The organism is Sphaerisporangium krabiense (assembly GCF_014200435.1).
GTDB lineage: Bacteria > Actinomycetota > Actinomycetes > Streptosporangiales > Streptosporangiaceae > Sphaerisporangium > Sphaerisporangium krabiense.
In genome coordinates, this window is record NZ_JACHBR010000001.1 from 3,283,294 (window position 1) to 3,308,915 (window position 25,622).

The window sequence follows — 25,622 nt, forward strand, 5'->3', positions numbered from 1 at the left end:
GCTCCGCGCCGGCGCGTCCGCCTGCGCCGGATCGGCTACGGTCACCATGGTTTACAGGATGCCAGCCGTTTCGCGGACTTGACCCGAGCACCTGAGGGCAGAGGGCATCATGGTTGGACTACGCACCTGATGATCGAAGCGCGAACGAGGGGTTTCGACGTGGAACTGACTGTGGTCATGCCGTGCCTGAACGAGGCGGAGACCGTCGAAACGTGCGTGCGCAAGGCGTTGGGCTTCATGGCCGAGCAGGGCATCGAGGGCGAGGTGGTGATCGCCGACAACGGCAGCACCGACGGCTCCCAGCAGCTCGCCAGGGACGCCGGCGCCCGCGTCGTCCACGTCGACCAGAAGGGGTACGGCAACGCCCTCATGGGCGGCATCCGCGCCGCGCGCGGCCGCTACGTGATCATGGGAGACGCCGACGACTCCTACGACTTCACCGCGCTGATGCCCTTCGTCGAAGAGCTGCGCGGCGGCGCCGACCTGGTCATGGGCAACCGCTTCCGCGGCGGCATCGCCCCCGGCGCCATGCCCCCCCTGCACCGCTACCTCGGCAACCCGGTGCTGTCGTTCATCGGCCGGCTGTTCTTCCCGAGCGCGATCCGCGACTTCCACTGCGGCCTGCGCGGGTTCCGCCGCGACTCGATCCTGAACCTCGGCCTGCAGACCGGCGGCATGGAGTTCGCCAGCGAGATGGTCGTGAAGTCCACGATCCAGGGCCTGGACGTCCGCGAGGTGCCCACCACCCTCAGCCCCGACGGCCGGTCCCGCCCGCCGCACCTGCGCTCCTGGCGGGACGGCTGGCGCCACCTGCGCTTCCTGCTGCTCTACAGCCCCCGCTGGCTGTTCTTCATCCCCGGCCTGGTTCTGATGGCGCTCGGTCTCACCGTCGGCACCGCGCTCACCTTCGGCCCGGTCTACATCGGCAAGCTGGCCTTCGACGTCGACACGCTGGTCGGGGCGTCGGCGGCCGTCGTCATCGGCTTCCAGGCGGTGCTGTTCGCGCTGTTCACCAAGGTATACGCCGCCGAAGAGGGGTTCCTGCCCGAGGACAGGCGCATCAGGCGCCTGGTCGACGTGGTCACCCTGGAACGCGGCCTGATCGCGGGCGGCCTGCTGGCCCTCGCGGGCCTGGCGGGCATGGTCGCCTCGCTGGCGCACTGGCAGGTGCGCAACTTCGGCGAGCTGATCCCCGCCGAGTCGCTGCGCCTGGTCGTGCCCTCCGCGACCGCCCTCGTCATCAGCTTCCAGACCATCTTCGCGGCCCTGTTCATCAGCATCCTCGGCATCCGCAGGACCAAGGAGACCCCCGCCGACGTCGCCGCCTCCGCCGCCGAGGAGGCCGCCGAGGCTGTGCGCATGGCGCGTCCCGCGGCCGCGCAGCACGAGGACGCTCTCTAGCCGGCGCGGGTTTCCCGACGAGAACGAAGTGAGAGGCGCATAAGGGTTCGAGGCTGACGGCGGGGACCTCTAGGCTTGATGGCATGTCCCAGCAGTCCCAGCACATCTTGACCGCCGTCGCCTGGCCCTACGCCAACGGTCCCCGTCACATCGGGCACGTCTCCGGGTTCGGCGTGCCGTCCGACGTCTTCAGCCGCTACCAGCGGATGGCGGGCAACAAGGTGCTGATGGTCAGCGGCACCGACGAGCACGGCACGCCCATCCAGGTGCAGGCCGACCGCGAGGGCGTCACCGCCCGCGAGCTCGCCGACCGCTACAACCGGGTGATCGCCGAGGACCTCACCGCCCTGGGCCTCTCGTACGACCTGTTCACGCGCACCACGACGGCCAACCACTACGCCATCGCGCAAGAGATCTTCAAGGGCCTGTACGAGAACGGCTACGTCTTCCCGAAGACGACCATGGGCGCGGTCTCGCCGTCCACCGGGCGCACCCTTCCCGACCGCTACATCGAGGGCACCTGCCCCATCTGCGGGTACGACGGCGCGCGCGGCGACCAGTGCGACAACTGCGGCAACCAGCTCGACCCGATCGACCTGATCAACCCCAAGAGCCGCATCAACGGCGAGACGCCCAAGTTCATCGAGACCGAGCACTTCATGCTCGACCTGCCGGCGTTCGCCGAGGTGCTGGGCTCCTGGCTGCAGTCCAAGCAGGGCGAGTGGCGGCCCAACGTCCTGAAGTTCTCGCTCAACCTCCTCGGCGACCTGCAGCCCCGCGCCATCAGCCGCGACCTCGACTGGGGCGTGCCCATCCCCCTGGACGGCTGGCGCGACCGCGAGGACAAGCGGCTGTACGTCTGGTTCGACGCGGTCATCGGCTACCTCAGCGCCTCGATCGAGTGGGCGCGCCGCTCGGGCGACCCGGACGCCTGGCGGCAGTGGTGGCAGAACCCCGACGCCCGCGGCTACTACTTCATGGGCAAGGACAACATCGTCTTCCACTCCGAGATCTGGCCCGCCATGCTGCTCGGCTACAACGGCGAGGGGGCGCGCGGCGGCACGCCGGGCTCGCTCGGCAAGCTGGCCCTGCCGTCGGAGGTCGTCTCCAGCGAGTTCCTCACCATGGAGGGCCGCAAGTTCTCCTCCAGCCGCCAGGTCGTGATCTACGTGCGCGACTTCCTGTCGCGCTACGACGCCGACGCCCTGCGCTACTACATCGCGGTCGCCGGCCCGGAGAACCAGGACACCGACTTCACCTGGTCGGAGTTCGTCAACAGGAACAACGGCGAGCTGGTCGCCGCGTGGGGCAACCTCGTCAACCGGTCGATCTCGATGGCCGCCAAGAACTTCGGCGCGGTGCCGGAGGCGGGCGAGCTGACCGACGCCGACCGCGCGCTGCTGGCGCGCAGCGGCGGGGCCTTCTCCGCCGTCGGCGCCGAGCTCGGCAGGTCGCGCTTCAAGAACGCCGTCACCGAGGCGTTCGACGTCGTCCGCGACGCCAACCGCTACCTCGCCGAACAGGAGCCCTGGAAGCTCAAGGACGACCCCGAGCGCGTCAAGTCGATCCTCCACGTCGCCCTCCAGGTCGTGGACGACGCCAAGACCATGCTCACTCCCTTCCTGCCGGCGTCCTCCAACAAGGTCCACGCCATGCTCGGCGGCGAGGGCGTCTGGTCGGGCATGCCCCGGATCGAGGAGGTCGACGAGGACGGCCGCCCGCCGTACCCGGTGATCACCGGCGAGTACGAGGGCCGGGCCCGCTGGGAGTCGGTTCCGCTCCGGCCCGGCACGCCGCTGGCGCCGCCCACCCCGCTGTTCGCCAAGCTCGATCCCAAGGTGGTCGACGAAGAGCTCGCCCGCCTCGGAGAGTGACGCCGCGATGAGCCAGGCGGTTCCGCCCGCGCCCGAGCCGCTCGGCGCGGAGGTCTTCGACAGCCACTGCCACCTCGACATCATGGTCGGCGAGCGCAAGGCGTCCTCGGGGGACGCCGTCGCGCTCGCCGCGCAGGCGTCGGGCACGGGAGTGGGCAAGATCCTCGCCGAGGCCCGCGAGGTGGGCGTCACCCGCCTCGTGACCATCGGCTACGACCTGCGCTCCTCCCGGTGGGGCGCGCAGGTCGCCCGCGAGCGCGACGACGTGTACGCCGGGGTGGCCATCCACCCCAACGAGGCGCACGCCGCCACTCCCGAGGTCCTGGACGAGATCGAGAAGCTGGCCCGCGAGCCGCAGGTCCGGGCCGTCGGCGAGACCGGGCTCGACTTCTTCCGCGACTGGGCGTCCCGCGAGGACCAGGAGGCGTCGTTCCGCGCCCACATCGAGATCGCCAAGCGGACGGGCAAGGCGCTGGTCATCCACGACCGCGACGCCCACGACGACGTCCTGCGCGTCCTCGCCGACGCGGGCGCGCCCGAGGTGGTCGTCTTCCACAGCTACTCCGGCGACGCCGCCATGGCCCGGCGGTGCGTCGAGGCCGGGTACTTCATGTCCTTCTCCGGCCCGGTCACCTACAAGAACGCCGGCTACCTTCGCGAGGCCGCCGAGCTGGCCCCGCCCGAGCTCATGCTCGTCGAGACCGACGCCCCCTACCTGCCGCCCACCCCGCACCGCGGCAAGCCCAACGCGCCCTACCTCATCCCGCTCACGCTGCGCTGCCTGGCCGAGGTCAAGGGCATGGACGCCGACGCCCTGGCCCGCGCCGTCGACGCCAACGGCGAGCGCGTCTTCGGGGCCTGGTGAACTCCCGGCGTCGCCGTCGTCAACTCCAAGTGACCACAATCTCACGGACCGCTTTCGGCCATCTGGTTGAGTGCCCGTGGAGGCGGCGCTAGCGTCGGCAGCCGGTCTACTCGAAGGACGCGCCGTGCCTCCATCCTCGGCGCCGGCCGCCCGGCGTCCCGGGTCGCGCCGTGCCCCGCGCCGCCCCTCGCGCCTGCGCGCCATCGCACGCTCGCCGGGGGCGGCGGTGCTCTGCGCGGTCGTGGCGGGCGTGACCTCCGCCCTGCTCGTCGCCGACGTGCTGGCCAACGAGGTGCGGCTGATCGTGGACGGCGGCGAGGCCACCGTCCTCAGCTTCGGCGGCACCGTCGGCGAGGTCCTCGCGCACGCGAAGGTCCCGGTCGGCCCGGGGGACCACGTCGATCCGGCGCCCGGCCGCCTGGTGGGCGACGGCGCGGCGGTCGTCGTGCGGCACGCCCGGCGGCTGGTGCTCACGCTGGACGGCCGCAGGACCACCCACACGGTCACGGCGCTCAACGTGGGGGAGGCCCTCCAGCAGCTCGATCTCACCCGGCGCCCGGCCACGCTGTCGGCCTCCACGATGCGGCAGATCCCGGTGTCCGGGTTCGCGCTGAGCGTCCGCACGCAGCGCCGGGTCACGGTCGTGCGGGGCGGCGTGCGGCTGGAGCTCCTGACGTACGGCCGCACGGTGCGCTCCGTCCTCGAGCAGCACGACATCACCCTGGCCCGGGGCGACCGGGTGAGCCCGCCGCTGCGCTCCTTTCCCGAGGACGACCAGGTCATCCGCATCACCCCCGCCCCGCCGCCCCCGCCGGTCCACGTCGTTCCGGTCAACGCGTGGGTGGCCTCCCTCAACTGGGGGGCGCTCGCCCGCTGCCAGAGCGGCGGCGACCCCAGGTCGTTCGACCCGCGGGGGCCGTACTACGGCATGTACCAGTTCAGCCTGCCCGTGTGGCGGGCCGTGGGCGGCGCCAGGACCCCGCTGGACTGGCCCGCGGACGAGCAGACCTACCGCGCCCAGCTCCTCTACCAGAGGGTCGCGGGCCGCTGGCACGGCCAGTGGCCGGACTGCGGCGCGCGCCTGTTCACCCGGTGAGCGTCACGGGCGCGCGCCGACGCGGGTGCCGCGGGTGCGGGACACTGGGGGGATGGGGAGTTCGATCGTGAACCTGCTCGGCCCGGCAGAGATACGTGTTCTGGCTGACAAGCTCGACCTGAGGCCGACCAAGCGGCTCGGGCAGAACTTCGTCATCGACGGAGGCACGGTGCGCCGCATCGCCCGGGTGGCCGAGGTGTCGCCCGACGACGTGGTGATCGAGGTCGGGCCCGGCCTCGGCTCGCTCACGCTCGCGCTGCTCCCCGAGGCGTCGCGGCTGGTGGCGGTGGAGATCGACCCGGTGCTCGCCGGGCAGCTCCCGCTGACCGTCGCCGAGCGCGCCCCCGGGCTGGCGGGCCGTCTCACCGTCGTCCTGGCCGACGCGATGCGCGTGCTGCCCGCGCAGCTCGGCGGGGCGGAGCCCACGGCGCTGGTCGCCAACCTGCCGTACAACGTGGCGGTGCCGGTCGTCCTGCACCTGCTGGAGGTCCTGCCCTCGCTGCGCAAGGGCCTGGTGATGGTGCAGTCCGAGGTGGCCGACCGCATGGCCGCCGGGCCCGGCTCGAAGGTGTACGGCGTGCCGTCCGTCAAGGCGGCCTGGTACGCCGACGTGCGGCGGGCCGGGCCGGTGGGGCGCACGGTGTTCTGGCCGGTGCCGAACGTCGATTCCGGGCTGGTGGCGCTGACGCGCAGGGACCCGCCGCCGACCACCGCCTCCCGTGAGGAGGTCTTCGCCGTCGTGGACGCCGCCTTCGCCCAGCGCCGCAAGACGCTCAGGGCCGCCCTGGCGTCCTGGGCGGGCACGCCCGCCGCCGCCGAGACGGCCCTGCGCGCGGCCGGCGTCGACCCGTCGCTGCGCGGCGAACAGCTCCGTGTCGAGGAGTTCGCCAGAATCGCGGAGAACCGCCGAAGATGACGTGAATGACGTTCGATGTCGCTTTTGGTGGGACAGAGAGGGCGGTGGCGTCGGGCGCGCAGAGGCGGTTGTTTGTCATGTGGCGACGGAGCGTTACGATCTGTTGCCGTGACTTCTGTGACGGTCCGGGTGCCCGCCAAGGTCAATCTCCAGCTCTCCGTGGGGCCGAGGCGGGACGACGGCTACCACGACCTGGTCAACGTCTTCCACGCCGTGTCCCTCTTCGACGAGGTGACGGCCTCCGACGAGCCCGCGCCGCGTGAGGCGTCCGGGGGTCCGCCCGTGGCCGTGACCGTCGAGGGCGAGTCCTCCGGCCAGGTTCCCCTGGACGGCAGCAACCTCGCCGTGCGGGCCGCGCTGGCGCTGGCCGTGCGGGCGGGCCGGCCCCCGGACGTGCGGCTGCGCATCCGCAAGGCGATCCCCGTCGCCGGGGGCATGGCCGGGGGCAGCGCGGACGCCGCCGCCACGCTGGTGGCCTGCGACGCGCTGTGGGGCCTCGGCGCCGCGCAGGACGACCTCATGGAGCTGGCCGCCGACCTCGGCAGCGACGTGCCCTTCGCCCTGGTCGGCGGCACCGCCGTCGGCACCGGCCGGGGAGAGAAACTGTCCCCGGCGCCCGTCGCCGGCCGCTTCCACTGGGTCTTCGCGCTCGCCGAGGGCGGGCTGTCCACGGCCGACGTCTACGCCGAGTGCGACCGGCTGCGCGAGGCGACCGGCGAGCAGGTCGGGTGGCCCCGGGTGGCGGACGGCCTCATGGAGGCCCTCGCGCGCGGCGACGCCAAGGCCCTCGGCCAGATGCTCGACAACGACCTCCAGGCCGCGGCCCTGCTGCTGTGCCGCCCTCTGGCCCGCACGCTCGCCGCCGGCCGTGAACACGGCGCCCTCGGCGCGCTGGTGTCCGGCTCCGGCCCCACCTGCGCCTTCCTCGCCGACTCCGAGGACCACGCCACCTCCCTCGCCGCGTCCCTCGAAGCCGCCGGCGTCTGCCGCCGCGCCCTCACCGCCCACGGCCCCGTCCAAGGCGCCGAGGTCGTGCCCTGACACGTGCCGGCTCAAAGGCGCCCTCACGCGCGACGCCGGAGGCGGCGCAATGGGCGCAACCCTATAGGCTTTGGGGGCGATGAATCTGGTCAATCTCGAATCTGTCTTCCATGCCTATGGGCCCAAGCCTCTGCTGGACGCGGTCTCGCTCGGTATCGAGGCGGGTGACCGTGTCGGCGTGGTCGGGCGTAACGGGGACGGCAAGACCACGCTCATCTCGGTGATCGCCGGAACGCTGAAGCCCGACGGTGGCCGGGTGACGCACAACCGCGGGCTTCGCGTCGGCTTCCTGTCCCAGCGCGACGATCTCGACCCCGCGCTGGAGGTGCGGCAGGTCGTCCTCGGCGACCGGGCCGAGCACGAGTGGGCCGCCGACCAGGCGGTCAGGGAGATCCTCGCCAACCTTCTCGGCGACATCGAGCTCACCGCCAAGGTGGGCGAGCTCTCCGGCGGCGAGCGGCGGCGCACGGCGCTGGCGCGCCTGCTGATCGACGAGCACGACCTGCTTATCCTGGACGAGCCGACCAACCACCTCGACATCGAGGCCATCGCCTGGCTGGCCGCCCACCTGTCGGCGCGCAGGTCCGCGCTGCTGGTGGTGACGCACGACCGCTGGTTCCTGGACGCGGTGTCCACCCGCACCTGGGAGGTGGTGGACGGCACCGTCCAGCGGTACGAGGGCGGGTACGCCGCGTACGTGCTGGCCAAGGCCGAGCGGGCGCGCATCGCGCAGGCGGCCGAGGAGCGCCGCCAGAACCTGATGCGCAAAGAGATCGCCTGGCTGCGCCGCGGCCCGCCCGCGCGCACGTCCAAGCCCAAGTTCCGCATCGAGGCCGCGCAGGCGCTGATCGCCGACGAGCCTCCGCCGCGCAACACGGTCGAGCTGGTGAAATTCGCCGCGGCGCGGCTCGGCAGGACCGTGTACGACCTTGAGGACGTCACCCTGCACGCCGGTGGCCCGGGCGAGGGCCCGCTCGTACTGGAGCGGTGTACCTGGCAGTTCGGCCCGGGCGACCGGGTCGGGCTGATCGGCGTGAACGGGTCGGGCAAGTCGTCGCTGCTGCGGCTGCTCGCCGACTCGGTACGCCCCGACTCCGGGCGGGTCGTGCGGGGCAAGACGGTGCGGCTGGCGTACCTCTCGCAGGAGATCACCGAGCTGGATCCGGCGCGCCGCGTGCTGGAGACGGTCGAAGAGGTGCGCAAGTTCATCCAGGTCGGCAAGCGCGAGTGGACGGCCTCCCAGTTGCTGGAGCGCCTGGGGTTCCGGGGCGAGGCCCAGTGGAAGGTGGTCGGCGACCTGTCGGGCGGCGAGCGGCGGCGGCTGCAGCTGCTGCGCCTGCTCATGGACGACCCGAACGTCCTGCTGCTGGACGAACCCACCAACGACCTGGACATCGAGACGCTGAACGAGCTCGAGGACCTGCTGGACGGCTGGCCGGGCACGCTCGTGCTGGTGAGCCACGACCGCTACTTCCTGGAGCGGGTGACCGACCGTTCGGTGGCCCTGCTGGGCGACGGGCGGCTGTCGCTGCTGCCCGGCGGCGTGGACGAGTACCTCCAGCGCCGGTCCTCGGGGGCGGCCGTCACCGCCAGGGCGGGGACGCGGGCGCCGGAGGCGGCGGTCGCGGAGCCGTCCGAGCCGGCGCCGCCGGGGCTGTCGGCCAAGGAGGAGCGCGAGCTGCGCAAGGAGCTGTCCCGCCTGGAGCGCCAGCTCGACCGGCTCGGCGAGCAGGAGGCCGCGCTGCACGCCGCCATGGCCGAGGCCGCCTCGGACTACGGCCGGCTGGCCTCGCTGGACGCCGAGCTGAAGGACGTCCGGTCGCGCAAGGAGGCCGTCGAGGTCGAATGGCTGGAGGCCGCCGACCGGCTCGGCGACTGATCGAGGCGCGCGAGGGCCCGGGTCAGGTGGCGTTCTCGGCGGTGTCGAACGGGATGAGCAGGGTGCGCAGCAGGCCGGCGAGGGTGCGCTGCGCGTCGCCGTCGAGGCTCTTGAGCAGCTCGCGTTCGCGGCGGAGCAGGTCGGCGAAGGCCGCGTCCACGCGCTCGCGCCCGAGGTCGGTCAGGGAGACCAGGACGCCGCGCCGGTCCTCGGGGTCGGGGCGCCTGCGGACGAGCCGGGCGGCGGCGAGGCGGTCGATGCGGTTGGTCATCGTGCCGGAGGTGACGAGCGTGGCGCGCAGCAGCGCGCCGGGGCTGAGCTCGTAGGGCTCGCCGGACCGGCGCAGGGTGGTGAGGACGTCGAACTCCCAGGGTTCGAGGTCGTGCTCGGCGAAGGACGCGCGGCGGGCGCGGTCGAGGTGGCGGGCCAGGCGGGAGACGCGGCTGAGCACCTGGAGGGGCGCGACGTCGAGGTCGGGGCGCTCCTGGCGCCAGCACGCGACGAGCTGGTCGACCTCGTCGCGCGTGGGGGCCGGATGGCCGGTCTCCGGTGCGGCGACGCGCTCGGACCCGGCTTCTGGCTCGGTGGTCGGCTGGGGGTCGAGCGGGTCGGCGGACATGCCGGCGACCCCGTCGGTGTGGCGCGTCGTCATGCCGCCGAGTCTATCTCTCTTGACATCGAGACATCTCGCCCGATATGAACTAGCTCGATGTCAAGAGATATGTGGGACCCCGCAGTGTACGGCCGGTACGCCGGCGAGCGTGCCCGCCCGTTCTTCGAGCTCTTGGCCCGCGTGCGCGCCGAGAACCCGCGGTTCGTCGTCGACCTGGGCTGCGGCCCTGGCGAGCTGACCGCCGAGCTGAGGCGCCGCTGGCCCGAGGCGTACGTCCACGGCATCGACTCCTCACCCGCGATGATCGCCAAAGCGCCGCCCGGCCCCACGTTCAGCGTGGGGGACGTCCGCGACTGGCGTCCGGACCATCCTATCGATGTGATCATCTCCAACGCCCTGCTGCAATGGATTCCCGAGCACCGCGACCTGCTGCCGCGCTGGCTCGGGCACCTCGCGCCGGGCGGGTGGCTGGCGTTCCAGGTGCCGGGCAACTTCGACGCCCCGAGCCACGCGGCCGTCCGGCGGCTGTGCGCGTCCCCCGCCTGGGCCGGCCGCCTCGGCGACCTCTCCCGGTACGACCCCGTGGACGGGCCCGAGGGCTACCTGGACCTGCTCGCCGGGCTCGGCTGCGAGGTGGACGCCTGGGAGACCACCTACGTCCACGTGCTGCCGGGCGAGGACGCCGTGCTCGCCTGGATCTCCGGCACGGCGCTGCGGCCGATGCTGGATCGCCTCTCCGGCGACGACGCGGCCCGCGAGGCGTTCCTGGCCGACTGCGCCCGCGTGCTCGCCGAGGCGTACCCGCGCCGCCCGTACGGCACGCCCTTCCCGTTCCGCCGCGTGTTCGTGGTCGCGCGCGGGCCGGGGCGGGAGGGCTCGTGATCCCCGCGTTCTGACGATCTTCTTCCTGGGTTCCGCCGCTGTTATGTCGACGATCCTGTGGAGGATCGCATTGAATTGCCGGAAAGGGCGGGGCCCGTTGAAGAGCGCGTTCGAGCCTTTTAGTTCCACGATGGAAGCGCTGGTCGCCGACTGATCGCCGATTGTTAACCTGAAGGTGGCATTATGGCCGAAATTCGGCTACCTAGGGGTGGGTAATGGCGATCGAGATCGAGGACAAGTTCGACGTGCCGGCGGACTTCGCGGTGCCGGAATTCGGGGGCCTCCAGGGGTGCGAGGAGGCCGTGGACCTGGTCAGCCACCGGCTGGTCGCCCTCTACTTCGACACGCCGGACCTCCGCCTGGCCGCGCGCGGCATCACGTTGCGCAGGCGGCGTGGCGGCGACGACGCGGGCTGGACCCTCAAGCTGCCGAAGGCCAAGGGGGCGCGCACCGAGATCACCAGCCCGCTCACCCGCAGCGCCAAGATCGTCCCGCCGGAGCTGGCCGAGCTGGTGCTGGCCCAGACCCGGGGCGAACGGCTCGTGCAGGTCGCGGAGCTGGAGACGCTGCGCAAGGTCACGAGCCTGCGCGGCGCCGACGGGCGGCGGCTGGTGGAGATCGCCGACGACCACGTGAAGGGCACGGTGTTCGGCGAGGACCAGCACGTCGAGCGCTGGCGCGAGGTCGAGGCCGAGCTGATCGACGGCGACGAGGCCGTGCTGAAGAAGGTCGGCAAGCGGCTGCGCAAGGCCGGGGCGACCCCGTCGGACAGCGGGAACAAGCTGGCCCGCCTCCTCGGCGACCGCGTCCCGGCGACGACGCCCACCGCCCTGGACCCGGACTCGGCGGGCGGCGTGGTCGTCGCCTACCTGGCCTCGCAGGTCGCCGCGCTGACGGCCCAGGACCCCCAGGTGCGCAGGGCCGAGGAGGACGCCGTCCACCAGATGCGGGTGGCGAGCCGCCGCCTGCGCAGCGCGCTGAAGTCCTTCTCCAGCGTGATCACCGAGACCGAGGGCGTCCAGGACGAGCTGCGGTGGATCGCGGGCGTGCTCGGCGAGGCGCGCGACCTGGAGGTGATCCGCGAGCGCTTCGCCGGCCACCTGGACGGCCTGGAGCCTGAGGTGGTCGTCGGGCCGGTCCGCACGCGGCTCGGCGACGACCTGGCCGCGCGCGAGCGCGAGGCGATGGTCACCATCGGCGCGGCGATGAGCGGCGAGCGCTACTTCGCCCTGCTCGACCGCCTGGACGCCATGATCGTGAACCCGCCGCTCACCCCACTCGCCGCCGGGAAGGCGGACGCCGTGCTCGGCAAGATCGCCGGCAGGACGTGGAAGCGCGTGGTCAAGCGGTACGACGCGGCGCAGGCCATCGAGGACGCCGAGCAGCGCGAGATCGCCATGCACGACGTGCGCAAGGCGGCCAAGCGCGCCCGCTACACCGCCGAGGCCCTGCGCCCCCTGCTCGGCGACACGGCCGACGACCTCGCCAAGCGCGCCAAGTCCGTCCAGACGGTGCTCGGACTGCACCAGGACGGCGTGGTCGCCCAGCAGATCCTGCTGGAGGAGGCCGCCCGCGCCCGCGAGGCCGGCGAGGACACCTTCACCTACGGCCTGCTCGCCGGCATCGAGCGCGCCGCGGCCGAACGGTCGCACGCCGAGTTCCCCGCCGTGTGGGCCGAGGTCACGGAGTCCTGACCGCCCCGCGGCCTCAGGTGTCGTAGCGCTCGGCGGCCACCACCCGCCCGCCGGCGTGGTGCAGCACGGCGACGCCGCCCTTGCCGAGGTGGGTGTCGCCCGGGCTGCCGCCGCGCCGCTCGTGGACGTCCGCCAGGAGCCCGGGCAGCACCTTGCCGTGGCTGCACACCAGGGCCGGCTCCCCGGAGTCCAGCAGGGCGAGCGTGCGCGCGAGCGTCGCCGGCGGGTCGTAGCCGGTCTCGGTGAGCAGCCGGTCGGTGCCGACGCTCAGCCGCTCCCTGGCCGCGTACGGCAGCACGGTCTGCACGCAGCGCCTGCTCGGCGAGCTGAGCAGCGTGGCGGGACGGTAGCCGTACAGCAGCTCCGCCAGGGTGCGGGACTGTCCTTCGCCCTGCTTGTCCAGCGGCCTGAGGTCGTCGTCGCCGGGCCACTCGTCGCGCTCGCCGGCGGTGGCGTGCCGGACCAGCAGGAGCGGGGTGGTCTCCAGGGGAGCCTCCGCCAGGGCGTCCAGCGTCCTGGCGTCGTCCTCGTAGGTCAGCCTGGCCCTGGCCCGGTCGAGCGGCAGCCACTCCATGGCGTCCACCTCGTCGGACGGCAGCTCGGCCACCTGCGCGACGGCGCGCGCCGTCCAGTAGTCGACCCGCTTCGGCCGTCCGTCCTTGAGGTAGTGGACGGCGCGCAGGCGGCGGCCGAGCACGATGCTCAGCCCGGTCTCCTCGGCCACCTCGCGCAGCGCCGCCGCGATCACGTGCTCGCCGGACAGCAGCTTGCCCTTGGGCAGGGACCAGTCGTCGCGCCGGGGCCGGTGGACGACGGCGACCTCGGGGGCGCCCGGCGCGCCCCGCCAGACCACCGCGCCTGCGGCCCTGATCAGCGAGTGCTCACTCATCGACGCTCCTCCAGCGCCTGCTGGCGACCAGGCGGGACTGCAGGTCCAGCAGGGGCTCGCCGTTGTCTCTGGTGTGGTGGCGGACCCAGGCGCCGTCCTGGTCGAGCCACCAGCTGCTGGTGGTGTCGGCCATGGCCAGGTCCATCAGCTCGGACAGGTACGTGCGCTGGCGGGCGCTCGCGACCTTCACCAGGGCCTCCACCCGGCGCTCGAAGTTGCGGCGCATCGCGTCGGCGCTGCCGATCCACACCTCGGGCCGCCGTCCGAGGCCGAACTCGTAGATGCGGGAGTGCTCCAGGAACCTGCCGAGGATGCTGCGGACCCGGATGTTCTCGGACAGGCCCGGCACGCCCGGGCGCAGCGTGCAGACGCCGCGCACGACCAGGTCCACCGGGACGCCCGCCTGGGAGGCCGCGTACAGCGCGTCGATCAGCGGCTCGTCCACCAGCGAGTTGGTCTTGATCCGGATGCGGGCGGGCCGCCCGGCGCGGTGGTGGGCGATCTCGCGCTCGATGCGGGTCAGCAGGCCGTCGCGCAGGGCGTGCGGGGCGACCAGCAGGCGCCGGTAGGCCGAGTGCATCGAGTAGCCGGTGAGGTGGATGAACAGGTCGGTCAGGTCCTCGCCGAGGAGGGGGTCGGCGGTGAGCAGGCCGAAGTCCTCGTACTGGCGCGCGGTCTTGGGGTTGTAGTTGCCGGTGCCGATGTGGCAGTACTGGCGCAGCTCGCCGGAGGGCTCCTGCCGCACGACCAGGGCCAGCTTGGCGTGGGTCTTGAGGCCGAGCACGCCGTAGACGACGTGGCAGCCGGCCTTCTCCAGCTTGCGGGCCCAGGTGATGTTGGCGTGCTCGTCGAACCTCGCCTTGATCTCCACCACGACGACGACCTGCTTGCCCGCCTCGGCCGCGTCGATCAGCGCGTCCACGATCGGCGAGTCGCCGCTGGTGCGGTAGAGGGTCTGCTTGATGGCGAGCACGTTGGGGTCGGCCGCGGCCTCCTCGATGAACCGCTGCACGCTGGTCGCGAACGAGTCGTACGGGTGGTGCAGCAGGATGTCGCGCTCGCGCAGCGTGGCGAACAGGTCGTCCTCGGCGTGCAGGGCCTCGGCGGGCACGAAGGGCGGGAAGCTCAGCTCGCCGCGCTCCAGGTCGGCGATCGCGTGCAGCCCGGACAGGTCGAGCGGGCCGGGGAGCCGGTAGATCTCGTGGTCGGAGACGTCCAGCTCGTCGACGAGCAGGTCCAGCACCTCGGGGGTGATCGTGTCCTCGACCTCCAGGCGGACGGGCAGGCCGAAGCGGCGCTTGAGCAGCTCCTTCTCCAGCGCCTTCATGAGGTTCTCCGTGACGTCCTCGTCGACCTCCAGGTCCTCGTTGCGGGTGACGCGGAAGACGTGGTGCTCGACGATCTCCATGCCCTTGAAGAGCTGGCCGAGGTGGGCCGCGATCACGTCCTCCATCGGGACGAAGCGGTCCTTGGCGACGGCGACGAAGCGGGGGAGCTGGGAGGGCACCTTGACGCGGGCGAACACGGTGTTGCCCGTGCCCGGGTTGCGCACGGTGACGGCCAGGTTCAGCGAGAGGCCGGATATATAGGGGAAAGGGTGGGCGGGATCGACGGCCAGCGGGGTCAGCACGGGCCGGATCCGCTCCCGGAACAGCTTGCGCATCGCGGTGCGCTCGTCCCTGCTGAGGTCGTCCCAGCGGACGATGTCGACGCCCACGCCGGTGAGCTGCGGGCAGATCTGCTTGTGGTAGGCGGCCGCGTGGCGCCGCGCGAGGTCCTCGGCGATCTTGGCGATCTTGGCCAGCTCCTCGCGGGGCTTCATCCCGCTCTTGGTGCGCAGCAGGAGGCCCGTCTCCATCCGCCGTTTGAGCCCCGCGACCCGCACCCGGAAGAACTCGTCCAGGTTGCTGGCGAATATGGCGAGGAAACGTACGCGTTCCAGCAGCGGAACGGAAGGGTCTTCGGCCAGCTCCAGTACCCGTTCGTTGAAGTGGAGCCAGCTTTCCTCGCGATTGAGGAAGCGATCCGGGGGGAGGTGGGGCAGGTCGTGACCTTCAGGGGTGGGCGGCACGATCTCGACGGACATATGTCCAAAATGCCCTATATAATTGAACGGCACGTTAACTTTTCCGCAACGACGGTTTTACTTGACGCCACCCTGCCGCCGTCACTGCTAGGCGTCGCCGGACTCCTGCCCGGGACCGAGTTCCCTAGGCCCGGAGACGGGCGCCGGACGCACGATCTCGATTCTTTCCACCAGCTCCACGCGCTCGGCCTGGACGACCTGCCTCGGCTGCCGGGCGGCGTCGCGGGCCTCCTGCGCGCGCAGCTTCTCACGTTCCTTCAGCAGCTTCTCGCGCTCGCGCTGCTCGCGGGCCCGCAGCCGCTCCTGCTCGCGGCGCTCGCGCGCCCGCTGCTTCTCCTGCTCGCGCTGGAGCTTCTCCTGTTCCCGCTGCTCGCGGGCGCGGATCTTCTCCTGCTCCTTGGCCTCGCGCTCGCGGGCCTTCTCGATCTCCTTGAGGTCCTTCTCCCAGGCCTTCTCGATCTCCTTGCGTTCCTTGTCGGTGGGCGCGGGACGCAGTTCGAGGGGCGCGGCCGGGGCGGCCGGGCGCGTGGAGGCCGCGGTCAGCTTGGGGCGGGGCTCCAGCCCGGTGAGACCGTTCCAGGCCAGGTTCACCAGATGCGCCGCGACCTCCTCGCGGTCGGGCCTGCGGGCGTCCAGCCACCATTGGCCGGTGAGCGCCACCATGCCGACCAGCATCTGGGCGTACATCGGGGCGAGCGTGGGAAGGTAGCCGCGGTCGGCGAACTGGTCGGCCAGGACGTCCTCGACCTGGCTCGCGATGTCGTTGATGAGGCTCGCGAACGTGCCGGTGCCGGAGGCCGCGTGGGAGTCGCGCACGAGGATGCGGAAGCCCTCGCTGGACTCCTCGACGTACTGCAGCAGCGCCAGCGCGGCGCGCTCCAGCCGGATCTTCGGGTGGCCGGCGTTGAGCGCGACGGCCACGAGGCTCAGGAGCCGCTGCATCTCACGGTCGACGACGACGGCGTAGATGCCTTCCTTGCCCCCGAAGTGCTCGTAGACGACCGGCTTGGACACCTTCGCGCTGGCCGCGATCTCTTCGATCGACGTGCCGTCGAAGCCCTTCTCGGCGAAGAGCGCCCGGCTGACCCGGATCAGTTGCTCCCTGCGCTCCTTACCCGTCATGCGGACGCGTCCGCGGGGTGGGGAGGACTCGGTCATGGGTCTAATAATGCTTGGCCCGCTCGGCGCGGCAAACGCAATAGTGGTGCTTTGGGGGGCTATAGCAAGATTTGACGTGTTGCTGGTGGGGGTGCGGGCCGCCGGAGGGCGGCCCGACGGAAGGGACGTGTCAGACACGCCGTTTGGCCGCCAGACGCTCGGTGGTCGGCCAGCGGACGTCGGTCGCCCAGCCGGCCTGTTCGAACCAGCGGATCACGCGGGCGCTGGGGTCGATCTGCCCCTTCAGAGCGCCGTGGCGGGCCGAGGTCGGCTCGCTGTGGTGAAGGTTGTGCCAGGACTCGCCGAAGGACGGGATGGCCAGCCACCAGACGTTGCGGGACTTGTCGCGCACCTCGAAGTCCTCCTCGCCGAACACGTGGCAGACCGAGTTGATCGACCAGGTGACGTGGTGGAGCAGCGCGATGCGCACCAGGCTCGCCCAGAAGAAGGCGGTCAGCGCGCCCGCGATCGACCAGGTCACCAGGCCGCCGATCACCGCGGGCAGGATCAGCGAGGTGGCCACCAGCCACGGGAACGCCTTGTGGATGCGGTGGACGTCCTTGTCGTTGATGAGGTCCTTGGCGAAGCGCTCGCGGTTGGTGCGCTCGGAGCTGAACATCCAGCCCATGTGGGCGAAGAACAGGCCCTTGGTCAGCGCCTTCCAGTCGTTGCCGAAGCGCCACGGCGAGTGCGGGTCGCCCTCCTTGTCGGAGTACTTGTGGTGGCGGCGGTGCGTGGCCACCCAGTCGATCACGCCCATCTCCAGCGAGAGACTGCCGGCGATGGCGAGCACGATCTTGAGAGGGCGGTTGGCCTTGAAGGACCCGTGGGTGAAGTAGCGGTGGTAGCCGACGGTGACACCGAGGCCGCTGATCATGTAAAAGACGGCGGTGATCGCGACGTCGCTCCAGCCGAGGAAGCGGCCCCAGGCCATCGGGATCGCCGCGAGCAGGGCCGCGAACGGCACGGCGACGAAGATGACCAGCAGCACGCGCTCGAAGTTCGACTTGGGTTCCGGCTCCAGATCGGGGCGCGGCGGTGGCGGCGTGGCGCGGTCTTCGACAACGGTCATGGGCTACCTCACGTGTTCTGAAGTGCGGACGATCTGGAGCTACGTAACCGTAACCTACGGCATCGTAAGTTAGGAATCCCTAAGCCTGGAATGTGGGGAAGATGAAGGTTCGCGCGCCATCCGGTGGCGGTTCCACGTCTTGCGCATACATGCCCATACCTGGTAAAGAGACCCGGCCGCATATGCCAACGGCGCGGCCAAGCTTCCCGATCGGTGCGCCCGGCGCGGCGACGGCCGCCGTCACGTCCTCCTCCTCCGGCTCCTCTTCCGGGCCCACTGCCCCGGAACGGGGCGGCGATGCGTCACCGACCGGCAGGACGGATCAGAGCGCCTGCCGGCGGACCATCTCGCTGATCCAGACGGGGGCGAACGGAGACGTGCAGCCGGGAGAGGTCGGGTAGTCCTTGAGGACCTCCAGGCGCTCGCCGATGGCCATCGCGCGGGGGCGGTGCTCGGCGTGCTCGATCCCGATCTGGGCCAGGCAGGTGTTCATCTCCCACTGCAGGCGGCCGGGGGCGTCCTTCATCTCCGCCTCGATGACGTCGAGCAGTCCCGGGAGGTCGAGACCCTCGGGCCTCCTCGTCACGCGTTCGGCGGTCAGCGCCCATCCGGCGCTCGCGACCACCGGGTCCGGGTCGGCGGACCAGGCCAGGCGCAGCTCTTCGGCGTGCGGGTTCTTCTTCACCACGTAGTTGACGAGCCAGTCGTGCACCTTGGGGGTGCGCGCCTCGCGCACCATGACGTCCAGCTCCGCACGCGTGAACGCCTTCGGGCGGCAGATCAGGAGCGCCAGCAGTCGCGCTGCGCCGTCCCCCGTCGCCCAGAGCCCGCACGCCAGTTCCTGCTGGATCTTCAACCGCTTGGCGAGCGCGCGCAGCTTGCCGAGGTTCACCCCGTGATCGTCACCGTGTCGCTCGTTCACCTCACGGATCCTCGGGTCCGCGAGGGTGGTCAGCTCGGCCATCACCTCGGCCACCGTCGTCTCGGCCACCTCGGCCTCCTGTTCGTCACGGGTGAGATTCAGCCTACGGACATCAGGGGACTCGGCTTCGATCGCGGGACTCGGCTTCGTCACCCCTGGCGCAACCCCGCGTGGCAGCTAGATTAAGTGTTGACTTATATAAGTGGCAACTGGGATTCTGTGTGCCGTCGACTCGGCGCCAGGGGAGGCCGACATGTGGCTGGAGCACTTCCGCCGGTTCTGGAGTGAGCGCCTGAACGCGCTGGGCGCCGAGATCACCCGCGGCCGGCGCGAACCCCCGTACCGGCACGACGAACCCGCCGGCGGGCGACCGTCTACGAACAGTGAGGAAGACACGTGATCAATGACCGACGAGGCCGTCCCGCGCCGCAGGGAAGACCGATGATCAAGGTCGTCACCTCGGCGGCGGGCGGAACCCGCGGCGCGGTCACCCGGTCCGCCGGCACGCTGATGGCCTGTGGCGTCGTCGCCGGCCCGCTCTACATCGTCGTGGTGCTGCTCCAGATGCTGACCAGGGACGGATTCGACATCAGCCGGCACTCGGCCAGCATGCTCAGCAACGGTGACCTCGGATGGATCCAGATGACCACGTTCGTGGTGAGCGGGCTGCTGTTCGTGGCGTACGCGATCGGGCTCGCCCGCCTGCCGCGACCGGCGGCGGGCCGGAACCGCCCCTGGGGGCCGCGGCTGGTCGGCGTCTTCGGCGCCGGCATGGTCGCCGCGGCGGTGTTCGTGGCCGACCCCGCCGACGGCTTTCCACCGGGGACGCCGGCCGGCGCGCCCACGAGCATGAGCTGGCACGGGATGCTGCACCTCCTCGTCGCCCAGGTCGCCTTCCTCTCACTGATCGCCGCCTGCTTCGCGTTCGCCCGGCGGTTCGCCGCGGCCGGCAGTCGCGGCTGGGCGATCTACAGCAGGGTGACCGGCGGGTACTTCCTGGCGAGCTTGATCTCGCTCGTCGCGCTCCAGGGCGCCCGCGCGGCCAATGTCGCCTTCGCCCTCGGAATCGGGCTCACCCTGGCCTGGACGTCGCTGCTGGGCGTGCGGCTGACCCGGCGCGCCGCACGGTAGGAACCGGCGGCACACGGTGGCGGGGGAGGAGCCGTCGGGGCCCTGGAGGAGTCGCGGAGGGGCCGCCGGGAACGGCGCATCCGGTAAGGCCCCGCCGGAGGGCAGCGCCGAGGGGGGATCGGTGGGTATCCTTGTCACCGCGGTTTGGGAAGCTCGCGAATCGGTCCGGCGTAGGGTAATTGGCAGCCCACCTGCCTTTGGAGCAGGGTTGTCCTGGTTCGAGTCCAGGCGCCGGAACTTTTTCTTCTCATCCCGTCGCGAGCGGCGCGCCGGCGTCGTCCCACACGGGCCGGTCCCACACGGCAGGGGTCCGAGCCTCGCCGGGAAGGCGGCGGGTAAGCTCGCGGTGTCAGGTGGGTGGCGATGCGGTGCCCGGAAGGTTACCGCGCGTCGTCCCGCTCTGTCATGTCTCAGCCGCGACGCCGAGGGAGCCTCAGTCCGTGAGTGTGCCGCGCCCGGCAGCCGTCATCGTCCTCGCCGCCGGCGAGGGCACCCGCATGAAGTCCTCCACGCCCAAGGTCCTGCACGAGCTGTGCGGACGTCCCCTGGTCGACCATGTCCTGGCCGGCGCGCGGGGCCTTTCCCCCGAGCGCCTCATCGTCGTCATCGGCCATGCCCGCGAGCAGGTCGAAGCCCATCTCGCCGCCACGGGCCCCGACGCCCGCGCCGTCGTCCAGGCCGAGCAGAAGGGCACGGGACACGCCGTGCGCACGGTCCTGGAGTCGGTCGGCACCATCGGCGGAACGGTCCTCGTGACGTACGGCGACACCCCGCTGCTGCGCACCGAGACCCTCGCCGAGCTCCTGAGCAGCCACGCCGCCGAGGGCAACGCGGTGACCGTCCTGACCGCCGAGGTGCCCGACCCGACCGGTTACGGCCGCATCATCCGCGACGCCTCCGGCGCGGTCCTGCAGATCGTCGAGGAGCGCGACGCCACCGCCGAGCAGCGGGCCGTCAAGGAGATGAACTCCGGCGTCTACGCCTTCGACGGGCTCCTGCTCGCCGACGCCGTCAAGCGCGTGTCCACCGCCAACGCCCAGGGCGAGGAGTACCTCACCGACGTGCTGTCGATCCTCCGCGAGGACGGTCACCGCGTCGGCGCCCACATCGCGCCCGACCACGTCGAGGTCGAGGGCGTCAACGACCGCGCGCAGCTCGCCTTCGCGCGCGCGGTGCTCAACTCCCGCATCCTGGACGCCCACATGCGCGCCGGGGTCACGATCATCGACCCCGCCACCACCTGGGTGGACGTCGAGGTCACGATGGAGCCCGACGTGGTCGTCCACCCGGGCACCCAGCTCCACGGCCGCACCTCCGTCGCCTCCGGCGCCGAGATCGGGCCCGCGACCACCCTCACCGACACGGCCGTCGGCGCGGGCGCCGTCGTGCGCAACAGCGTCTGCGACGGCGCCGAGATCGGTCCCGGCGCGTCGGTGGGCCCGTACGCCTACCTGCGGCCGGGCACCGTCCTCGGCCGGCAGGCCAAGGCCGGCACCTACGTCGAGATGAAGAACGCCCGTCTCGGCGACGGGTCCAAGGTGCCGCACCTGACCTACGTCGGCGACGCGACGATCGGCGAGGGCTCCAACATCGGGGCCTCCAGCGTGTTCGTCAACTACGACGGGGTGCGCAAGCACCACACCACGGTCGGCGACCACGTCCGGGTCGGCAGCGACAACATGCTCGTCGCGCCGGTCACCATCGGCGACGGCGCCTACACCGCGGCGGGCTCGGTCATCACCAGCGACGTCCCTCCGGGGGCGATGGCGGTAGGCCGGGCGCGCCAGCGCACCATCGAAGGGTGGGTCGCGCGCAGGCGCGCGGGCACCGCCTCCGACGAGGCGGCGCGGCGCGCGCTGGAAGGCCGGGGGTCCGTGAGCGCCGACGGGCGGGAGACGCCCGTGGGCGGTCAGGACGGACCGTCCGGGGAACAACATCGGGAGAACAGCAAATGATTCAGCGCGGCGAGCGAGCCGGGTATCGCGGCGACGCGTCGTGGCCGTGTCCTGTGTGCCGCCTGGAGAGGAGGGCAGCATGAGCGGCAAGAAGATGACCGGTGAGAAGCACTTGATGTTCATCTCCGGCAGGGCGTATCCGGAGCTCGCGGAGGAAGTGGCGCAGAACCTCGGTATCGACGTCACACCGACCAAGATCCACGACTTCGCCAACGGCGAGATCTACGCCCGCTACCTGGAATCCGTACGGGGTAGCGACGCCTTCGTGATCCAGAGCCACACCCAGCCGATCAACAAGTGGATCATGGAGCAGCTGATCATGGTGGACGCGCTCAAGCGCGCGTCGGCCAAGCGCATCACCGTGGTCCTGCCCTTCTTCGGCTACTCACGGCAGGACAAGAAGGGGCGCGGACGCGAGCCGATCACGGCCCGCCTCATGGCCGACCTCTTCAAGACCGCCGGCGCCGACCGCCTCATGTCGGTCGACCTGCACACCCCGCAGATCCAGGGCTTCTTCGACGGCCCCGTCGACCACCTGTTCGCGCTGCCCGTCCTGCACCGCTACCTCAGCGGCAAGCTCGACCCGGCGTCCACGACCATCGTCTCGCCCGACACCGGCCGCGTCCGCCTCGCCGAGCGCTGGGCCGACCAGCTCGGCACGGGCGTCGCCTTCATCCACAAGCGGCGTGATCTCGACGTCGCCAACGAGGTGAAGGTGCACGAGGTCGTCGGCGAGGTCGAGGGCCGCACCTGTGTGCTGATCGACGACATGATCGACACCGGCGGCTCGATCACCAAGGCGGCCGACGCCCTGTACGAGCAGGGCGCGACCAACATCATCGTCGCCGCCACCCACGCGATCTTCTCGTCCCCGGCCGTGGACCGCCTGAAGAACTCCCGCATCTCCGAGGTCGTCGTCACCAACACCCTCCCCATCCCGGAGGAAAAGCGTTTCGACAAACTCACGGTGCTCTCCATCGCCCCCCTGATCGCCCGCGCCATCAGCGAGGTCTTCAACGACGGCTCGGTAACCAGCCTCTTCGAAGGCGACGCCTGAGAAACCACCAGAAGCGGCGGCCCACCTACAAGGGGGCCGCCGCTTCCGCATTCCGCAGAGCCTCTATTGATGTGCTGGCCTCCGGCTTGAGATGGGCCTCGCCTCCGGCTTCGGGCTGCGTTTCCCAGGGAGGGCCTCCGGCCCCCCTTCGACCCCCCACGCGAAGGGCTCCGCCCCTCGCGCTCCCCGAACCTTATAGAGGTGGCAGCCCGGCCGGCGATCACGATCCAAGTAGTTCCTAACAGCGCTGGAGCACATCCCGCCCTCACCGGAGGGGCGTTCGTCATTCTCGATTTTCCGTCGCCTGATCCGAGTCTCGTGTACCTGGCCACCGCGACAGACAGTCTTTGGCTGGAGAAGCCGGAGGAATATCAACGTTATACGCTGATCTACAGCCAGGTGCAGGCGTCATCGGCGCTGTCGCCGGACGACTCGGTGCGGTACTCGGCGACTATAGTTGATCAACTGAAGAGGTAGGCGAGACATGGACCGTACCCAGTCCTCCGGGCTCACCTGGCGAAAGAGTCGGTATAGCGGAACCGACGACAATTGCGTTGAGGTGGCTTCCCTGACCGCCTCCAGCGTGGCCGTCCGAGATTCCAAGGACCCGGCTGGCCCCACTCTCCGCGTCGCGCACCACGAATGGGCGGCTTTCATCGGCGGCCTCAAGGGCAACGAACTCATCTGATCGTCAATGTCAACTGGCCCCGAGCGAATCTTGGGGGCCAGTTGCGTTGAGGCCGATACGGCAGACGCTGGCTGACCTGGGTCTGTAGGCGTGTACGAGGCGGAAAGCAACGAGGAGCATCGCGTAGACCCGGATCGTCAGGTGTGGGCTCATGTCTACTTGACGGAGATGAGCAAGTACTTGCTATTGTGTGTCAAGTGGGTAGTACGGGTGAGCATGTCGCGCTGGTGCGGGAGTTGGTCGGGCTGGTGGAGCGGCGGGTCGTTGATCCGTTGGAGATCCTGTTCGGCGCTGACGAAGGGGTGCGGGCGGTCCGGGAGCGGTTGCGGATCGAGGCCGAGGTGTGGGCCGCGCAGTTGCTGGGGCCCGATGAACGGCTCGCCGTTCGTGTGGCGGCGCGGCTGATCGCGGCGGTGTTTCCCGGGGACGGGCCGTTCGATCCGCCCGATGAGTGGTGGGGGACGGCGTTCGGCAGGGCGGTGGCCGGTCGGGCGGGGCATCCGGGGAAGGTCGCGGTGCCGTTCTCCACTGCGGGGGCGATGCTCGGCATCACGCGGCAGGGCGTTCACGACCTGGTCAAGCGCGGCAAGCTCGACCGGCATCCCGACGGCGGGGTGACCACGGAATCGATACGCGAACGGCTCAACCAACCTCAGGAGCGTCATGCCGCACGACGTCATCATTAGCGACCATGAGATTCCTCTCGCCGTGCGGGACTTCGGCGGGGACGGCGAACCTGTGCTCCTTCTCCACGGGCTTGGGGGCACCCTCGAAGCCTGGGACCGGCTGGAACTCCAAGGCCGCCGGGCCGTCGCCATGGACCTGCGCGGCCACGGGCTGTCCGGGGACGGGCCGTGGGAGTGGGAGAGGGTGCTGGACGACGTCGAGGCCGTGGTGAAGCACTTCGGGCTCGATGCCCCGGCGGTCGTCGGGCAGTCGTTGGGCGGCATGCTGGCCGTCCTGTGGGCCCGCCGTCACCCCGAATGCCCGGCCATCGTCAACCTCGACGGGCTGCGGTCCGCCGAGAACGACCCGGGCAACTATCCGGGGATGGACCCGGCCGCCAGGGACGAGGAACTGGCCAGGCTCAAGGCCGTGTTCGACGCGCAGGCCGCGGCCATGGGCGGGCCGCTCCCCGCCGAGGCTCGGGGGATGTTCCCGGCCAGGGCCCTCGTCGAGAGGGACGGGGAGACGTACGCCAGGCCCGGCCCGGAGCTGCTCGAAGCGGTGCGTTATGCGCCGGAGTTCCGCGACACGATCCCGCTGCTGCGCCAGGTCGGCTGCGCCGCGCTGGTGGTGATCCCGACCCGGGATCCCGCGGGGTTCTCCGGCGGGGAGCTGATGGCCGCGTTCCGCAGAGGGATACGGCGCGACCTGGCCGACGTGCCGTCCAACATCCGGGTCGAGGAGCTGGACGCGAGCCACAACATGCTCGCCGAGCGCCCGGACGCGATCGCCGCGCTCGTCACGGAGTTCCTGGCCGGGAACGCGTCATGACCGCACAGTGAGGGGCATGGCCGGTAATGCGTGATGAGCGTCTCACGAGGGGGCGGCGCGTGCCTGGCGAGGCGTCTGTGATGAGGGCTCCTGAGGGGCGGTGCCTGGTCACGGCGTCCGGGAGGGATGGCGGGGCGGGGGAGTCCGGTAGGGTTGAGGGGTTGTACGCGCTCGTAACGCCTTCCGCTAGGGCGGGTGAGGGTGAGCGCCTTCCGAATCCACGAGCACTCCCTAGGAGATAACCGTGTCCGAAGTACGCATCGCCGCCGAGCCGCGCTCGGAGTTCGGCAAGGGCGCCGCGCGTAAGATCCGCCGCGCCGACAAGGTCCCCGCCGTCCTGTACGGACACGGCATCGAGCCCAAGCACTTCACCCTCCCGGGCCACGACCTCATGATCGCCCTGCGCACGCCGAACGTGCTCATCCGCATCGAGGGCGAGGGCGTCAACGAGATCGCGCTGCCGAAGGGCGTCCAGCGCGACCCGCTCAAGGGCTTCATCGAGCACATCGACCTGCTGCTCGTGAAGCGCGGCGAGAAGGTCACCGTCGAGATCCCGGTCACCACCACCGGCGACATCGCCCCGGGCGGCCTGCTCGACCAGCAGCTCGTCACCGTCGCGGTCGAGGCCGAGGCCACCCACATCCCGACCGGTGTCGAGGTCGACATCGAGGGCCTGGAGGTCGGCGCGGTCGTCACCGCCGGCGACCTGAACCTCCCGCGGGGCGCCAGCCTGGTCGCCGACGCCGAGACGGTCGTCCTGCAGGTCAGCACGCCGCCGACCGTGGCCGAGCCCGAGGAGGCCGCCGAGGGCGAGGCGGCCGCGGAGGCGCCCGCCGAGGCCGCCGCGGAGTAATTCTCCCGTATCGTCATCAGGGCAGCCAGGCGCCGGTCTCCGGCCGCCGGGCT

Annotated in this window: 24 protein-coding genes and 1 tRNA gene; 19 read left to right on the forward strand and 6 right to left on the reverse strand. The window is 71.2% G+C overall.

Annotated elements, in window-relative coordinates; genetic code table 11:
- Positions 1–159 precede the first annotated feature (159 nt).
- The 7 genes from BJ981_RS14685 to BJ981_RS14715 all read left to right on the forward strand — a co-directional run bounded on the left by BJ981_RS14685 (position 160) and on the right by BJ981_RS14715 (position 9,072).
- On the forward strand, positions 160–1,401 hold the full coding sequence (locus BJ981_RS14685) for a glycosyltransferase family 2 protein (RefSeq protein WP_204070496.1): 1,242 nt from the start codon (positions 160–162) through the stop codon (positions 1,399–1,401).
- 83 nt (positions 1,402–1,484) lie between these two features.
- Positions 1,485–3,275, forward strand: coding sequence for a methionine--tRNA ligase (gene metG / locus BJ981_RS14690; protein WP_184611743.1), 1,791 nt, complete (start codon positions 1,485–1,487; stop codon positions 3,273–3,275).
- A gap of 7 nt (positions 3,276–3,282) precedes the next feature.
- Positions 3,283–4,140, forward strand: coding sequence for a TatD family hydrolase (locus tag BJ981_RS14695; RefSeq protein ID WP_184611745.1), 858 nt, complete (start codon positions 3,283–3,285; stop codon positions 4,138–4,140).
- Positions 4,141–4,264: 124 nt separating this feature from the next.
- Positions 4,265–5,236, forward strand: coding sequence for a resuscitation-promoting factor (locus BJ981_RS14700; RefSeq protein WP_184611747.1), 972 nt, complete (start codon positions 4,265–4,267; stop codon positions 5,234–5,236).
- 52 nt (positions 5,237–5,288) lie between these two features.
- Complete coding sequence (gene rsmA / locus BJ981_RS14705) at positions 5,289–6,152, forward strand: 16S rRNA (adenine(1518)-N(6)/adenine(1519)-N(6))-dimethyltransferase RsmA (RefSeq protein WP_184611749.1); 864 nt, start codon at positions 5,289–5,291, stop codon at positions 6,150–6,152.
- Positions 6,153–6,260: 108 nt separating this feature from the next.
- Entirely contained in the window at positions 6,261–7,193 is a 933-nt protein-coding gene (locus BJ981_RS14710; protein WP_275422323.1) for a 4-(cytidine 5'-diphospho)-2-C-methyl-D-erythritol kinase, read from the forward strand.
- Positions 7,194–7,272: 79 nt separating this feature from the next.
- Positions 7,273–9,072 (forward strand): ABC-F family ATP-binding cassette domain-containing protein, encoded by a 1,800-nt coding sequence (locus BJ981_RS14715; protein WP_184611752.1) that lies wholly within the window; start codon positions 7,273–7,275, stop codon positions 9,070–9,072.
- A gap of 22 nt (positions 9,073–9,094) precedes the next feature.
- Here BJ981_RS14715 and BJ981_RS14720 read toward each other — a convergent pair whose 3' ends face one another.
- The gene (locus tag BJ981_RS14720; RefSeq protein WP_239139519.1) at positions 9,095–9,724 is read right to left on the reverse strand and encodes a MarR family winged helix-turn-helix transcriptional regulator; all 630 of its coding nucleotides are present in this window, start codon (positions 9,722–9,724) and stop codon (positions 9,095–9,097) included.
- 69 nt (positions 9,725–9,793) lie between these two features.
- Here BJ981_RS14720 and BJ981_RS14725 point away from each other — a divergent pair, with 69 nt between their 5' ends.
- Both BJ981_RS14725 and BJ981_RS14730 read left to right on the forward strand, forming a co-directional pair.
- Positions 9,794–10,567, forward strand: coding sequence for a trans-aconitate 2-methyltransferase (locus BJ981_RS14725; RefSeq protein ID WP_184611754.1), 774 nt, complete (start codon positions 9,794–9,796; stop codon positions 10,565–10,567).
- Positions 10,568–10,782: 215 nt separating this feature from the next.
- The gene (locus BJ981_RS14730; protein ID WP_184611756.1) at positions 10,783–12,261 is read left to right on the forward strand and encodes a CYTH and CHAD domain-containing protein; all 1,479 of its coding nucleotides are present in this window, start codon (positions 10,783–10,785) and stop codon (positions 12,259–12,261) included.
- Positions 12,262–12,274: 13 nt separating this feature from the next.
- On the opposite strand, the gene BJ981_RS14735 is transcribed toward BJ981_RS14730, so the two are convergent.
- From BJ981_RS14735 to BJ981_RS14755, 5 genes are all read right to left on the reverse strand, one after another.
- Positions 12,275–13,150 carry an NUDIX hydrolase gene (locus tag BJ981_RS14735; protein WP_239139518.1) on the reverse strand — a complete coding sequence of 292 codons (876 nt, stop codon included), beginning with the start codon at positions 13,148–13,150 and terminating at the stop codon, positions 12,275–12,277.
- Entirely contained in the window at positions 13,143–15,236 is a 2,094-nt protein-coding gene (locus tag BJ981_RS14740) for an RNA degradosome polyphosphate kinase (RefSeq protein ID WP_184611758.1), read from the reverse strand. The genes BJ981_RS14735 and BJ981_RS14740 overlap by 8 nt, the downstream gene beginning before the upstream one ends.
- A gap of 87 nt (positions 15,237–15,323) precedes the next feature.
- On the reverse strand, positions 15,324–16,394 hold the full coding sequence (locus BJ981_RS14745) for a TetR/AcrR family transcriptional regulator (protein WP_239139517.1): 1,071 nt from the start codon (positions 16,392–16,394) through the stop codon (positions 15,324–15,326).
- A gap of 130 nt (positions 16,395–16,524) precedes the next feature.
- Positions 16,525–17,466: an acyl-CoA desaturase gene (locus BJ981_RS14750; RefSeq protein ID WP_184611760.1), complete on the reverse strand. Its 942-nt coding sequence runs from the start codon at positions 17,464–17,466 to the stop codon at positions 16,525–16,527.
- Between the two features lie 322 nt (positions 17,467–17,788).
- On the reverse strand, positions 17,789–18,430 hold the full coding sequence (locus BJ981_RS14755; RefSeq protein ID WP_184616074.1) for a DNA alkylation repair protein: 642 nt from the start codon (positions 18,428–18,430) through the stop codon (positions 17,789–17,791).
- Between the two features lie 211 nt (positions 18,431–18,641).
- On the opposite strand from BJ981_RS14755, the gene BJ981_RS14760 reads away from it, so the two are divergent.
- From BJ981_RS14760 to BJ981_RS14805, 10 genes are all read left to right on the forward strand, one after another.
- The gene (locus BJ981_RS14760; protein ID WP_184611762.1) at positions 18,642–18,788 is read left to right on the forward strand and encodes a hypothetical protein; all 147 of its coding nucleotides are present in this window, start codon (positions 18,642–18,644) and stop codon (positions 18,786–18,788) included.
- A gap of 41 nt (positions 18,789–18,829) precedes the next feature.
- Positions 18,830–19,519: a DUF998 domain-containing protein gene (locus BJ981_RS14765; RefSeq protein ID WP_184611764.1), complete on the forward strand. Its 690-nt coding sequence runs from the start codon at positions 18,830–18,832 to the stop codon at positions 19,517–19,519.
- Between the two features lie 164 nt (positions 19,520–19,683).
- Positions 19,684–19,756 (forward strand) — tRNA-Gln (locus tag BJ981_RS14770).
- 203 nt (positions 19,757–19,959) lie between these two features.
- Entirely contained in the window at positions 19,960–21,474 is a 1,515-nt protein-coding gene (glmU, locus tag BJ981_RS14775) for a bifunctional UDP-N-acetylglucosamine diphosphorylase/glucosamine-1-phosphate N-acetyltransferase GlmU (RefSeq protein WP_184611765.1), read from the forward strand.
- Positions 21,475–21,553: 79 nt separating this feature from the next.
- On the forward strand, positions 21,554–22,531 hold the full coding sequence (locus BJ981_RS14780; RefSeq protein WP_184611768.1) for a ribose-phosphate diphosphokinase: 978 nt from the start codon (positions 21,554–21,556) through the stop codon (positions 22,529–22,531).
- 201 nt (positions 22,532–22,732) lie between these two features.
- A complete protein-coding gene (locus BJ981_RS14785) occupies positions 22,733–23,008 on the forward strand; it encodes a Scr1 family TA system antitoxin-like transcriptional regulator (RefSeq protein WP_184611770.1) in 276 nt (91 codons plus the stop codon).
- Positions 23,009–23,015: 7 nt separating this feature from the next.
- Positions 23,016–23,219 (forward strand): DUF397 domain-containing protein, encoded by a 204-nt coding sequence (locus BJ981_RS14790; RefSeq protein WP_184611772.1) that lies wholly within the window; start codon positions 23,016–23,018, stop codon positions 23,217–23,219.
- 197 nt (positions 23,220–23,416) lie between these two features.
- Positions 23,417–23,905, forward strand: a complete 489-nt coding sequence (locus BJ981_RS14795; RefSeq protein ID WP_184611774.1) for a hypothetical protein — start codon at positions 23,417–23,419, stop codon at positions 23,903–23,905.
- Complete coding sequence (locus tag BJ981_RS14800) at positions 23,883–24,716, forward strand: alpha/beta fold hydrolase (protein ID WP_184611776.1); 834 nt, start codon at positions 23,883–23,885, stop codon at positions 24,714–24,716. Before BJ981_RS14795 ends, BJ981_RS14800 begins: the two co-directional genes overlap by 23 nt.
- Positions 24,717–24,960: 244 nt before the next feature.
- Complete coding sequence (locus BJ981_RS14805; protein WP_184611778.1) at positions 24,961–25,569, forward strand: 50S ribosomal protein L25/general stress protein Ctc; 609 nt, start codon at positions 24,961–24,963, stop codon at positions 25,567–25,569.
- Positions 25,570–25,622: the final 53 nt, after the last annotated feature.